The 13,055-nt window shown below is 64.4% G+C and carries 9 protein-coding genes; 7 read left to right on the forward strand and 2 right to left on the reverse strand.

Annotated elements, in window-relative coordinates; translation table 11 throughout:
- Positions 1-132: 132 nt before the first annotated feature.
- Positions 133-2,436, reverse strand: a complete 2,304-nt coding sequence (locus HY019_RS03410; protein ID WP_290688351.1) for a hypothetical protein — start codon at positions 2,434-2,436, stop codon at positions 133-135.
- 328 nt (positions 2,437-2,764) lie between these two features.
- Here HY019_RS03410 and HY019_RS03415 point away from each other — a divergent pair, with 328 nt between their 5' ends.
- The gene (locus tag HY019_RS03415) at positions 2,765-3,361 is read left to right on the forward strand and encodes a PEP-CTERM sorting domain-containing protein (protein ID WP_290688353.1); all 597 of its coding nucleotides are present in this window, start codon (positions 2,765-2,767) and stop codon (positions 3,359-3,361) included.
- 73 nt (positions 3,362-3,434) lie between these two features.
- On the opposite strand, the gene HY019_RS03420 is transcribed toward HY019_RS03415, so the two are convergent.
- Positions 3,435-4,976, reverse strand: coding sequence for a galactose oxidase early set domain-containing protein (locus HY019_RS03420; RefSeq protein WP_290688355.1), 1,542 nt, complete (start codon positions 4,974-4,976; stop codon positions 3,435-3,437).
- 344 nt (positions 4,977-5,320) lie between these two features.
- Between HY019_RS03420 and phaZ the strand changes: the two genes are divergently transcribed.
- The 6 genes from phaZ to egtB all read left to right on the forward strand — a co-directional run bounded on the left by phaZ (position 5,321) and on the right by egtB (position 13,035).
- On the forward strand, positions 5,321-6,577 hold the full coding sequence (gene phaZ, locus HY019_RS03425; protein ID WP_290688356.1) for a polyhydroxyalkanoate depolymerase: 1,257 nt from the start codon (positions 5,321-5,323) through the stop codon (positions 6,575-6,577).
- A gap of 54 nt (positions 6,578-6,631) precedes the next feature.
- Positions 6,632-7,294 carry an electron transport complex subunit RsxB gene (rsxB, locus tag HY019_RS03430; RefSeq protein WP_290688358.1) on the forward strand — a complete coding sequence of 221 codons (663 nt, stop codon included), beginning with the start codon at positions 6,632-6,634 and terminating at the stop codon, positions 7,292-7,294.
- Between the two features lie 146 nt (positions 7,295-7,440).
- On the forward strand, positions 7,441-10,350 hold the full coding sequence (locus HY019_RS03435) for an ExeM/NucH family extracellular endonuclease (RefSeq protein WP_290688360.1): 2,910 nt from the start codon (positions 7,441-7,443) through the stop codon (positions 10,348-10,350).
- Positions 10,351-10,408: 58 nt separating this feature from the next.
- On the forward strand, positions 10,409-11,173 hold the full coding sequence (locus HY019_RS03440; RefSeq protein ID WP_290688361.1) for a hypothetical protein: 765 nt from the start codon (positions 10,409-10,411) through the stop codon (positions 11,171-11,173).
- A gap of 227 nt (positions 11,174-11,400) precedes the next feature.
- Positions 11,401-11,607: a hypothetical protein gene (locus HY019_RS03445; RefSeq protein WP_290688362.1), complete on the forward strand. Its 207-nt coding sequence runs from the start codon at positions 11,401-11,403 to the stop codon at positions 11,605-11,607.
- A 201-nt stretch (positions 11,608-11,808) separates the two neighbouring features.
- Positions 11,809-13,035, forward strand: coding sequence for an ergothioneine biosynthesis protein EgtB (gene egtB / locus HY019_RS03450; protein WP_290688363.1), 1,227 nt, complete (start codon positions 11,809-11,811; stop codon positions 13,033-13,035).
- Positions 13,036-13,055: the final 20 nt, after the last annotated feature.

Raw genomic sequence — 13,055 nt, forward strand, 5'->3', positions numbered from 1 at the left:
TATCTCCTGTCTGAGCAAGATGAAAAAAGACACCGCGTTGAACAACACGCGGTGTCTTGTCTTGGCCTCAAGCCGATATCAGGCCGATTCCAGGCTGATGTCAGGCCGACTTCAGACCAGTTGACGGCCGGTTTACTTCACGCCCGCCACGAGGGTGGAGCCCGACACTTCCACGTAGATCGGGTTGCTGTAGAACCACAGGTCAGACCACGCAGCCACGTCGTACGACACCATCTTCTGGCCAGCCGCAACAGGGCCGCTGGCGGTGGTGATGGCCGCAGGTGCCTTCGCCAGGTGTGCCGGGCAACCATCGATCAGGCCCGATGCAGCCGTCCAGCTCACGCCGTTGGCCGGCACGTTGGTGCCCACCGTGTTGCAAGGGATGCGCAGGTTGGCCGCGGTCTGGGCGTTCGTGTAGAAGTCAGCCAGAGGGTTGCCGTTGGCGTCGGTCTCATACGGCACGGCGGCAGGCATGTTGGTGCCACGCAGACGCACGTATTGAGAAGCCGCCACAGCCGGGATGCGGAAGGTCATCTTCAGGAACTGGGTACCGTCCACACTGGAGGTGAAGGCCGTCCAGGGCGTGCTGGATGCCGCGCTGAAGGTCTTGAGCAAGGCAGCCGTCGTGTTCTTGGCGGCGGCAGGCACCACCGACAGATCGGCGGTCGAACCGTCGGTCTTCAACCAGTTGGTGTTGCGTGGCCACTCACCCGAGTAGTCGGCTGCACCAGGCGTGCGGTAGCCCGACACCATGCCGCGGATCACGTCGATGTGGTCCAGAACAGGCATGTTCAAGGGCTGAGTCACGCCGATCTGTGCCAGAGACGGGTTGGGGAACGAGTACGGCGAGTTGTTCGTGCCAGCGGGATCACGCACCACCACCGACACGATGATGTCGGCACCAGGACGCACAACCAGTTTCTCGCCCATGGTGGCGCAGCCGGTGGCGCTGATGTCGGTGTTGTTGACCGCGCCATTCACAGCCAGAGCCTCGACAGCGGCATTGGTGCGCGCACCCAGGCCGGCGTACGACGAGCAGGCCACCAGAGCCAGACGGTCGATCAACTGGCCGCTGGAGGCGAAGTTGTTGCCGGAGCGCAGGCCATCCACCACGGTCTGGGGACGGATCTTGTCCGAACCCTTGCGCACCATGGTGTAGTTGCGCTGGTATTCACCGGGCTGGAAGTCCTGGGTCGAGCGGCGGTCATCCGGGCCGAAGATGCCGCGGTTGTGCCAGTCGGAGCTGGCAAAGAACCAGAAGTTGCGGCCTTCACCCAGCAGGGCATCCCACACGCCACCGACCATGGCGCCGTAAACACCGGTACCACCGTAGGTCGTGCCACCCACCGAGTCGTACTTCAGCGTGTCGGAGAAGGTGTTGCGCAGGACCTGGTATTCGCCGCGGTTGGCAGACGCGCCGTGGCCAGGCTGTGTTTCGAAACCGAAGGCGATGTTCGGGGCGGTGTTGTTGAAGTTGCGCAGATGCTCGACGTTGAAGCCCTGGTTGCCATTGGGATCAAACTGACCAGCGCGCTCCAGGTGGGCCGGCACGTAGTAGCTGCCATTGGGATGGTTCTCGGCCATCCACTTCAGTGCCTCGAGGGTCTTGTTGTGGCCCTTGGTGCCCACGCCGGTACCGCTGGCGGGCATCAGCTTCTGCGCCGTGGCGTTCCAGCTGACGTCCGCGGCATTGAGGCTACCGGTCACCGAGCAGTTCCAGTTGTTGCCGTTGGCCGTGCCGGTGTAGTTGCCGCGGCTGGTATCGGTGTCACCACGGTCAAAACAGTAGCTCCACTGAGCCAGGGCATTGGCGTTGCCCTGAGGCGTGTAGCCAGCCGTGGTTGGCAGCGTGACGGTGTCCAGGCTGGTGGGCATCTGGCCGGTGATGATGGACATCGAGGTGTGCTCGTGGCCGGCCACAACCGACTCCATGCCCATGAACAAAGGCACGTTGCTCAGTGCGCTGAGGTACTCGAGCAGGGGGTACTGGAACTCCTGGATCGACTGCCAACGCCACATGTTGCCGGTGGGGCTGGTGGCGCCGAAGCCGCCATCGCCCTTGATGGCTGCCTGACCAATGCTGTTGGCCCAGGTGGTGGTGGGGCCCATGGTGGAGACATAGGGGTAGGCCGGCGTACCCAGCGAAGCGTCTTCAGCCAGGGTGCAGTTGCGGTTGCCCGTGCCGCCGTGGCCAGCCTGAACAAACCAGTCAAGGCCCCAGGTGCCGGCGTCCTTGCCAGTGGCTTTCTTGACCAGCTTCTGCATCGAGATGGCGCCATCCGAGCAAGTGGTGTGGTTGTGGAAGTCACCAGCAACGTAAGTGCCTGGCACTTTGGTCGCGGCGTTGGCGACGGTCGGGGCGACCACCGAAGTAGATGCACCCAACACGGCCACAACGGCCAGGGCGATCTGGTTTTGACTGAAACGGAAAGGCATGACTGCTCCTAATGAATGTGAAACTGGCCCGATACCCGCGACATGCCGCACCGGATATGCATGCCTGGGCATCCGACTTGAACCGGACACCGCTGCAGCTTATTGATCGACGGTGAAGCTGACGTGACTCGCTTTGGCCATCGATGAGCCGATATGCCCACCGAGAAGCAGACATGTCCCGATAGCCGAATGGCGCCAGTGCAAACGGCCTAGCGCTCGTGAGACCACGGTCATACGTTTGTCGTTGTGCCTACCTAGACTGGCCTGGTCAATACCGTTTTCTATTGCAGTCCATCAGGCAAGAGCACACCATTTCTAGGAGTCCACAATGAAGCTCGCATCCACCCTGTCCCTCATCGCGCTGGCCCTGGCGCCCGCCCTGTCGTCGGCCGCCACCGGCTTCACGGTCGACTTTGAAAAGAACTGGTCCTACGGTGAAGCCGTCGACAACCAGTACGCCGCGCAAGGCGTGTCGTTCACGAACGTGCTGGGTGTCTCCAACGACCCCGCCTTCGATCCTTACTACAGCAATGCACCGTCGCCCCTGGGTGTGGCCATGGCGCAGCTCGACGGCGTGACCAACACCACGGCCTTCATGAACGTGGCCGGTGGCGTGGACGGCCTGCTGTCCTTCTTCTACTCGACCCCGACGGACGTGGTCGGTGCCGTGAAGGCCTATTCGGGCCTGAATGGCACGGGCACCCTGCTGGGCACCTTTGACCTGGTCGCCAACGCAGCGGCCTACGACACCTGGACGGCCGTGAACTTCACGTTCGCTGGCACCGCGCTGTCGTTCGACCTGAGCGCCACCGCCAACGTGGCCGGGCTGGACAACATCTCGGCCGTACCCGAGCCCAGCACCTGGGCCCTGGTTGCCTGCAGCCTGGGCTTGATGGGCCTGAACCTGCGTCGCCGCATGAAGTAAGTTCAAGCGCCACAAAGCAAAACGCCGCGCAGGTCACCGCGCGGCGTTTGTTTTTTTGCTGAGCTGAAAAAGATCAGCCCAGCCTGATGATCTTCGCCACCGATGGCACACCTGCGCTGTTGAACACGAACAGCATGTAGTAGCCGGGAGGCGCCACATTGGCCGAGGCCGGCATCGTCACGTTCAGGTTCTGGCCCGATGCCGTGTAGTTCAGCGTCATGAAGCGCTGGTCAAAGTCCACCGTGTGCGTGGCCGACCCCGTCTTGACCAGGGTGACCTTGCTGATGCCGCTCACATTGGCCACCACCGGGATCGCTTGCCCCCAGGTGGCCGTGGCCGGTGCCGACGTGATGGATGGCCGTGCAGCCAGCGTGCCGGACCAGTCCTGCTTGTACAGATAGGGCGGCGTGTAGACCTCGGCATTCAGGTTGATCACCGGGCCTGGTGCGCCACCGCCGGCCGTGAGCACACGCGCGTCAGGCAGCAGCAAGGACACCGAGTGATACAGGCGCATCTTGGTGGCCGTGGCCGCCGTCGTCCAGCCATTGTTGGCCGGGTTCCAGATCTTGGCCGTGTAGGCCACGCCATTGGCCACATTGCTCACCATGGAGCCACCGCTGACAAAGACCTTGCCGTCGGCCATGACCGTGGCCGAACCATGAAAGCGATCCTGCCCCACACCCGTCACGCTCGTGGCCTTGGGTGTGGCCCCCGTGATGTCGATCACCACGGCCTTGTTGAGTTTGCGCAGCGACAGGATCTTGCCCGGCGTGAACATCACGCTGGTGAGGTACTCGTCACTGGCCGTCAAAGTCAGGCTGGTCTTTTCGAGCTTGCCGGTGCCGGCCGGATCCAGGTAGTAGGTCCCGCCCCATTTCGTGGCGACGAAGACCTTGCCATTGGGGGCCTGCCAGGCGCGCGGGTAGCTCCAGTTCTTCAAGCCATAGGCATCGTCGCTGGTGGCCGTCGACAGCGTGCGCCAGCCGGAGCCTTCCGTGTAGACCTCGGGGGTGGGCGTGGGGGTATCCGGGTCGATGCGCCCGCCCAGCACCAGCACCTCACCTGCCGCCGTGGTCAACACGGTGGGATACCAGCGCAGGTAGGCCATGGGTTGCTGGGCCGAGTACAGCGCCGAGGAGCGGTAGTCAAACAGGTTGACGTCGTTGACCGAGTAATTGCGTACGTTGTTGACCGTCTTGTCGCCCCCGGTCAGCAGCACCGCGCCGCTGGCCGGCAGCACGATCTGGCCACTGCAGAAGGTGTCGGTGCCCGTGGTATTGGGCAGCGTCAGGTGGGCATCGGCGCCCGTGCCCTTGCTGGGGTCCCAGACGTCATAAGTGAACTGCCCCGTCTGGTTGCCCTGGCCATCCGAGCCGTAACCGAGCACACGGCCATCGGGCAGCAAGACCACATGGATGGGGATCAGGGGCCAGTTCACCACGGGCCCGAAAGCGCCCTTGATGTAGGAGTCCCAGGCGGCGTGGACGTGCGGGGCCGACAGGGCCACAGCCCCCATCAGCATCCCCTTGGCCAGGCTGGCGCAAACGGTGTGAGAAAAGGTGTGAGAAAAGCGAATGGCTTGGCGGGTGGATTGAAGCTGACTCAGTGCACTCATGCGGGGCTCCCTGCGTGTTTGGTGTCGACCAGACCATTTCCACAATGAGAAAATGGCCGTAAGTAAACGTTAGCGCACGGAGATGACCCGAATCAAATTTCGGCCCCCTTGGTTCGGGGATGATCCCCCTGTCCGGGTAGGGACGCATCGCGACAGGGTGCACCGCCCATTTAACGATCAAGCAGACTTGGAAATGCACACTATTTGTGCTGTTGTTGACTTGCTCATGGGCCCAAGAGAAGTGCAAATATTGAAAAACTCTACTATGCTGCACTGCACCATGCTGTTGAATACGTGAGTGATCACCGTCATGTGTTTGCCGTACCCGACCCAAAGGCCCTGCCATGCTCTACCAGATCTACGAAACCAACCGCGCCTGGATCAGTCCCTTCTCTGAATTCGCCAGTGCCGCGTCCAAGCTGTACAGCAATCCGCTGTCACCGCTGGCGCAGATCCCCTCCGCGCACCGCGTCTCGGCTGGCTTTGACCTGGTCCATCGCCTGACCAAGGAATACGAGAAGCCCGAATTCGGCATCAACAAGGTCAATGTGCACGGCACGGACGTGGTGATCCAGGAGCAGGTGGTTGAAGACAAACCTTTCTGCAAGCTGATCCGCTTCAAGCGTTTCACCGACGACGCGGCCTTGCTTGACAAGATGCGCGACCAGCCCTCCGTGCTGATCGTGGCGCCCCTGTCCGGCCACCACTCGACCTTGCTGCGCGACACCGTGCGCACCATGCTGCAGGACCACAAGGTCTACATCACCGACTGGATCGACGCCCGCATGGTTCCGCTGGAAGACGGCCCCTTCCACCTGGATGACTACGTCAACTACGTGCAGGACTTCATCCGCAAGGTGGGCCCCGGCGTGCACGTGATCTCGGTGTGCCAGCCCACCGTGCCGGTGTTGGCTGCTGTCTCCTTGATGGCCAGCCGTGGCGAAACCACGCCCCGCACCATGACCATGATGGGTGGCCCCATCGATGCCCGTCGCTCGCCCACGGCCGTCAACAACCTGGCCATGAACAAGAGCTTCGAGTGGTTCGAGAACAATGTGATCTACCGTGTGCCGCCCAACTACCCCGGTGCCTCGCGCCGCGTGTACCCGGGCTTCCTGCAGCACACCGGCTTTGTGGCCATGAACCCGGACCGCCACGCCAATTCGCACTACGACTACTTCCTGGATCTGGTGCGCGGTGACGGCGACAGCGCCGATGCCCACCGTCAGTTCTACGACGAATACAACGCCGTGCTGGACATGCCCGCCGAGTACTACCTGGACACCATCAAGACCGTGTTCCAGGACTTCGCCCTGGTCAACGGCACCTGGAAGGTGCGCAACCCCCAGGGCAAGGAGGAACTGGTGCGCCCGCAGGACATCAAGACCACGGCCTTGCTGACGGTGGAGGGCGAGCTCGACGACATCTCCGGCGCCGGCCAGACCCGCGCCGCGCACGAACTGTGCACGGGCATCCCCAAGACGCGCCAGAAGCACTATGACGTGGCGGGCGCCGGTCACTACGGCATCTTCTCGGGCCGCCGCTGGCGCGAGCAGGCTTACCCCGAAATCCGCGCCTTCATCCTGTCGCACAACAAGTGATGCACGGCCCTGCCCGCCTGGTGCGGCGCAGGGCTTGTACACTGCGGCGCCATCATGCTGGACGCCCAACACATCAACGCCCTTTTGCCGCAGACGCAGTGCACGCGCTGCGGCTTTCCTGATTGCGAAGGCTACGCCCAGGCCATTGCCCAGGGTGAAGCCGGCATCAACCAATGCCCGCCCGGTGGCGCCGAGGGTGTGCGGCGTCTGGCCCAGCTGACCGGCCTGCCCGAGGCCCCCCTGAGCGAAGCCCACGGCACAGAAGGCCCGCGCACACTGGCCGTCATCGACGAAGCCTGGTGCATCGGCTGCACCCTGTGCATCAAGGCCTGCCCGGTCGATGCCATCATCGGCACCAACAAGCACATGCACACGGTCATCGAAGACCAGTGCACCGGCTGCGAGCTGTGCATCCCCGTTTGCCCGGTTGACTGCATCTCGCTGGTGCCGGCGCATGACCACGAGCCCGCCCCCACTGGCTGGGCCGCCTGGCCGCAGGATCTGGCTGACCAGGCCCGCCAGCGCTACGCTTTTCATCAAATCCGGGTGGTGCGTGCCAAGGCTGATCACGATGCGCGCTTGCAGGCCAAGGCCGAGCACAAGCTGGCCCACATCGAAGAAGCGTCCAGGCTGACCGACCCGGATCAACTGGACCAAAAGCGCGCCGTGATCGAGGCCGCGCTGGCGCGCGCACGCGCACGCCGCCAGCAGGGCTGATCCACGCGCCATCCGGCCGGCGTCGCGCAAAGCGGACATTGCCACGAACCCTGGCCCCAAGGGACCATGTTGTGCCTGGATCAGGCCCACGCGCCTGAAACAGCGGGCTTTCACACTGCAAGGCATTCCCATGTTCGAGGATTGCCATGCGTTTGCCCCAGCTGATTTCCGCCCCCTTCCCTGCCGCGCCTGCACGCCGGTTCAAGCCTGTTTGCCTGGCCGCCGTGCTGGCGCTCAGCAGCATGGCGTTTGCCTCCAGCAACGGCCTGGTGATCAGCCAGGTGTATGGCGGCGGTGGGGCCACCAGCGGCAGCCTCACGTACAAGAGCGACTACGTCGAGTTGTTCAATGCCGGCAGCGCGGCCGTCAGCCTGTCGGGCCTGTCGCTGCAATACGCCTCGGGCACGGGCACGGGCAACTTCTCGGCCAACACGGTGGTGCCGCTGCCCAATGTGGCGGTGCAGCCGGGGCAATACTTCCTGGTCAGCCTGGCCACCTCGGCCACCGTGGGCGGGGCCTTGCCCGTGACGGTGGACTTTGTTGGCAGCACCGGCCTGAACATCAGCGCCACCGCGGGCAAGCTGGCCCTGGTCAATGGCACCAGCGGCCTGGCCTGTAACGGCAGCAGCACGGTCTGCACCTCGGCGCAACTGGCCCAGATCGTGGACCTGGTGGGCTATGGCTCGGCCAACTTCTATGAAGGCAGCGGCGCCGCCCCTGCGCCCAGCACCACCACGGCGGTGCTGCGCGCCAACACGGGCTGCAGCGACACCGACGTCAATGCCAGCGACTTTGCCGCTGGGGCTCCCTCCCCGCGCAACACGGCGACCACGCTGGTCACGTGCAGTGGCTCAGGCGGCAGTGGCGGAACGGGCGGTGGCAGCGGTGCCCCCCTCACGGCCATCCACAGCATCCAGGGCAACGGCGGCACCAGCCCGCTCCTGGGGCAGACGGTCAGCACCAGTGGCGTGGTCACCAAGGTGAGCAACAACGGCTTCTTCCTGCAAGACCCCAACGCGGACAGCGACCCCGCAACCTCAGAAGGCATCTTCGTCTTCACCAGCACGACACCAACCGTGTCGGTGGGCCAGGCGCTCACCTTGAGCGGCAAGGTGGCCGAGTTCAACACCGGCGCGGCCACCAACACACTGACCGCCAGCCACACCGTCACCGAACTGACTTCACCCACCAGCATCACCGTGGTGAACAGCGGCAACAGCATCGCGCCCACCGTCATCACGCTGCCGGCCACGCAAGCCCAGCTGGAAGCCCTTGAAGGCATGCTGGTGACGATCAACACGCAGCTGACGGCCTCGCAGAACTACTTCCTCGGTCGTTATGGTCAGGTCACGCTCGCGGCCAACGGCCGCCTGGAAAAGCCCACCAACAAGTTCCGCCCCGGCTCGGCTGATGCCCTGAACATGGCATCGGGCAATGCACAGCGACAGATCCTGCTGGACGACGGCAGCTCGCTGCAAAACCCAAACCCCACGCCTTACATCGGCGCCGACAACACCCTGCGCGCGGGCGACACGGTGGACGGCATCACCGGTGTGATCGACTATGGCCTGGCGACCTCCGACAACACAGGCCTGGCCAGCTACAAGATCCACCCGACCACAGCGGTGGCCTTCACACGCGCCAACCAGCGCAGCGCACAGCCGGCGGACGTGGGTGGCAACCTGCGCGTCGCCAGCGCCAACTTGCTGAACTTCTTCACCACCTTCGGTGATGGCCGCACCGCCAGCAACCAGACGGGCCAAGGCTGCGCGCCTTCAGGCACCACCGCCGATTGCCGCGGCGCAGACTCTGCCGCCGAGTTCACACGCCAGCGCAGCAAGCTGATTGCCGAGTTGTCGGCCATGAACGCCGATGTCATCGGCCTGATGGAGTTGCAGAACAACGTGGCCGCCGTGCAAAACCTGGTGGACGGCCTCAACAGCGCGATGGGTGCCGGCACCTACGACGTGGTGCCCGACCCGGCCAGCGGCGTGGGCACCGATGCGATCAAGGTCGGCATCATCTACAAACCCGCCAAGGTCAGCCGCGTGGGTGCCTCCCTCAGCGACACCGACCCCACCCACAAGCGGCCCTCGGTGGCCCAGACCTTTGCCGCCCCCAACGGCGAACAGTTTGCCGTGGTCGTCAACCACTTCAAGTCCAAGGGCAGCTGCCCCACGACGGAGGCCAACCTCGACCCCGATCAGGACCAGGGTGATGGCCAGGGCTGCTTCAACGCCACCCGCGTCGCCGAAGCCACCGCCATCCAGACCTTTGTCAGCAACCTGCAAGCCAGCACCGGCAACAACCGCGTCGTGCTGCTGGGCGACTTCAACGCCTACAGCCAGGAAGACCCGATCTACAGCCTGGTCAGCAATGGCTATACCGATCTGGCCGCCCGCTTCAGCATCCAACCCTACTCGTACGTGTTCGACGGCGAGGCCGGCGCCCTGGACCACGCTGTGGCCACACCGGCCTTCAACAGCCTGGTCACCAGCGCCATCGAGTGGCACGTCAACGCCGACGAGCCATTTGTCATCGACTACAACCTGGAGTTCAAGCAGCCTGCTTGTGCCGCGTGCGGCCCCGATTACTACACCGCCACGCCTTATCGCTCGTCCGACCACGACCCGCTGCTGATCGGCTTGAACCTGGTTCACACCATCAACGGCACATCGCGCAGCGAAACCATCGTGGGCACGCCTGGTGACGACCGCATCACCGGCGGCGCCGGCGCAGACGTGATCACCGGTGGCGCCGGCCGCGATGTGTTTGTCTACACCAGCCTGCGCGACGCGCTGGACACCCTCACCGATTTCACCCCGGGTGAAGACCGCATCGACCTCAGCGCCGTGGCGGCCAGCTTGCGTGCCAGCGCAGGCTCCGGCACCGACCTGATCGCCGCAGGCTTCATCCAGCTGGTCGACACCAGCGCCGGGCTTGAGATCCAGATCGACAGCGATGGCTACGCCGGCACCGCCGGCGCCCGCACGCTGGTGCGACTGCAAGGCGTGACGCGCAGCCAGCTGCAAACCTCGCGTGACCTGATGCAGTGACCGCATCCCAGCCCTGCCAACGCCCCCGCCCACTCATCATCTTGAACGGACGTTTTCCATGAAGTTCACCACACGCACCACCCTGGCCCTGGCCGCCTTGTCGATGGGCACCCTGGCTCACGCCGCTGACCTGCAAAACGGCGACTTCTCGCAAGGCCTGAGCCATTGGCAGGCCGCGGGCGATGTCTCCACACAGAGCGGCGCGGTGTGGGGCATCAACCTGGGTGCCGCCCCCGTGGCGGTACTGGGCACCGCCTCCACCGTGTATGACGACGACGCCCCCGCGCTGGCCGGCAGCTACAACCTGTCGGGCCTGGCCCCGATCGAGACCGCTCCTACCCAAGGGCTGGAAGCCTGGCTGGGCCTGCCTGCACAGGCGCTGGGCAACAATGCCTACGAAGGCTCGGCCATCTCGCAAACCTTTGACATCACGGCAGGCTCGCAGGTGTCGTTCGACTGGCGCTTGCTGACCCGCGACAACGGCAGCAAGCAGGGCGAGCCCGATGCCGCCTGGCTGAGCTGGAATCAAGGCGGCAACGTGCAGCTGATCGCACTGGCCAACGTGGGCAGCGGCCTGATGCAAGCGAGCACAGGTGGCTGGCTGGATTCGGGCGTGCAGCACGCCAGCTACACCGCACAACAAGGCGGCACCCTGACCCTGTCCTGGGCCCTCACCGACGTCAACAGCTTCAGCAACACCAGCTTGCTGACCCTGCAGAACGTGGCCGTGACACCCAGCGTGCCCGAACCCACGGGTATCGCCCTGGTGCTCACCGGCATGGTCTTGTTGACACGGGCCGGCCGCCGCCCGCACCAAAGCTGACAGCGCCGCACCACTTTGTTGCCACATGTCGGATGACGTTTCATGTGGCGGCAGCAGGGTGGTACAAGCCCCACCCAAACGCGTGGTCTGGCCCCCACACCTGCCCCCCTTCATGGGGTCAATCCTCTGTCATGGTTGGCCCGCAAAATGCATGATGAAACAGGTGGCCCACTGCAGCGCAACAGCAAGGCGGAGGGCCATGAAGTGGAGACCGCATGCGCGCCCTGATGAACCTTGCCATTGAACCTGCCCTACGTGTTTTTGAAGTCTCGACCCTGGTCGTGATCACCCCGTCCCAGCAGGCCGTCAAGCGCGTTCTCAAGGTGCTGGCTGACACGCCAGTGGGCGCCGTCCAGATCGTGCGCGACCGCTACCCCAAGTCCCGCTCGCACGAGGTGCTGTCCTGCCACCTGCTGGACGCCCAGGCCGCCTGAAAAGCCGCTGCAATAGCCCCACAGGATGAACTTCGTTACAGCTCGATTGACAGCGCCGCGCCGCTGTCGGATGCTTGTGTAAGAAGTACCAGGGCTCGCACGACCATGCATGCATGAAGCTTGGCGGCATGAGCCGCCGAGTCCTTTGTCGCCCGTACTGGCACACGCGTGCCCAGCGGCGATGCTGCATGAGGTCGAGACATGCCACTTCCATCTGCAGAACCAGGCCCCAGCCTGGCCAGCCGCTACCACGACATCCGCGCCACCAGCGAGGCCCTGTGCGCCCCACTGGCCGCAGAGGACCACGTACCGCAACCCGTGGCCCATGTCAGCCCGCCCAAGTGGCACCTGGCACACACCACCTGGTTCTTCGAAGCCTTTGTGCTGTCCAGGCTGGCCCCTGAGCAAGCGCCCTGGCACCCCTTGTATGGTTACCTGTTCAACAGCTATTACGAGACGGTGGGGCAACGGGTGTTGCGCCATCAGCGCGGCACGCTGAGCCGCCCCACGGTTGACGAGATCCTGGCCTACCGGCACCACATCGACGAGTGCATGATGGGCTGGCTGGCGCGCGAGCTGGACGAGCCGGTGTGCACCCTCATCGAGCTGGGCTTGCAGCACGAACAGCAACACCAGGAATTGCTGCTCACCGACATCAAGGCCATCCTGGGCGGCAACCCACTGCAACCACCTTACGCGCATGGCACGGTCGCCAGCTGGGACTTGGCGCGCGAGCATGGCGGCACACCCGCCTTCACGACGCCATCCACACCTGGCGGCTGGCTGGACATCGACGGCGGCCTGTACGAGGTCGGGCACAAGGGCCAGGGCTTTGCCTTCGACAACGAAGGATCGAGGCATGTCCAGCACCTGCGGCCCTTTCAGATTCAGCAGGGCCTGGTCAGCAACCGCGATTACCTCGCCTTCATGGCCGACCAGGGCTACCAGCGACACGAGTTGTGGCATGCCGAAGGGTGGGACTGGTTGCAGACCGAAGGCATCGCGGCGCCCCTGTACTGGTCGCGTGACGACAAGGCCCCCAGCGGCTGGGCGCACTACACCTTGCGCGGCGCCCAGCCCGTGTCGCCCGACGCACCGGTGAGCCACCTCAGCTACTACGAGGCCCACGCCTTCGCGCAATGGGCCGGCTGCCGCCTGCCCACCGAGTTCGAATGGGAAGCCGCACAAAGCCAGTTGACATGGGGGCAACGCTGGGAATGGACTGCGAGCGCCTACCAACCCTACCCCGGCTTTCAAAAGGCACCAGGCGCCGTGGGTGAGTACAACGGCAAGTTCATGGTCAACCAGATGGTGCTGCGCGGCAGCTCCTTTGCCACGCCGCCAGGCCACGCACGCGCCACCTACCGCAACTTCTTTCATCCACCGCTGCGCTGGCAGTACACGGGCGTGCGCCTGGCCCGCGATTGAGCCCCCTCATCTGGAAGGCC

This window comes from Aquabacterium sp. (assembly GCF_016195855.1).
Taxonomy (GTDB): Bacteria; Pseudomonadota; Gammaproteobacteria; order Burkholderiales; family Burkholderiaceae_C; genus Aquabacterium.

What these genes read in the sequence shown, in the direction of transcription:
- HY019_RS03410 (WP_290688351.1), bottom strand. Translation starts at nt 2,436, where the DNA reads ATGCCTTTCCGTTTCAGTCAAAACCAGATCGCCCTGGCCGTTGTGGCC.
- HY019_RS03420 (WP_290688355.1), bottom strand. Translation starts at nt 4,976, where the DNA reads ATGAGTGCACTGAGTCAGCTTCAATCCACCCGCCAAGCCATTCGCTTT.
- egtB (WP_290688363.1), top strand. Translation starts at nt 11,809, where the DNA reads ATGCCACTTCCATCTGCAGAACCAGGCCCCAGCCTGGCCAGCCGCTAC.
- HY019_RS03445 (WP_290688362.1), top strand. Translation starts at nt 11,401, where the DNA reads ATGAACCTTGCCATTGAACCTGCCCTACGTGTTTTTGAAGTCTCGACC.
- HY019_RS03440 (WP_290688361.1), top strand. Translation starts at nt 10,409, where the DNA reads ATGAAGTTCACCACACGCACCACCCTGGCCCTGGCCGCCTTGTCGATG.
- HY019_RS03435 (WP_290688360.1), top strand. Translation starts at nt 7,441, where the DNA reads ATGCGTTTGCCCCAGCTGATTTCCGCCCCCTTCCCTGCCGCGCCTGCA.
- phaZ (WP_290688356.1), top strand. Translation starts at nt 5,321, where the DNA reads ATGCTCTACCAGATCTACGAAACCAACCGCGCCTGGATCAGTCCCTTC.
- rsxB (WP_290688358.1), top strand. Translation starts at nt 6,632, where the DNA reads ATGCTGGACGCCCAACACATCAACGCCCTTTTGCCGCAGACGCAGTGC.
- HY019_RS03415 (WP_290688353.1), top strand. Translation starts at nt 2,765, where the DNA reads ATGAAGCTCGCATCCACCCTGTCCCTCATCGCGCTGGCCCTGGCGCCC.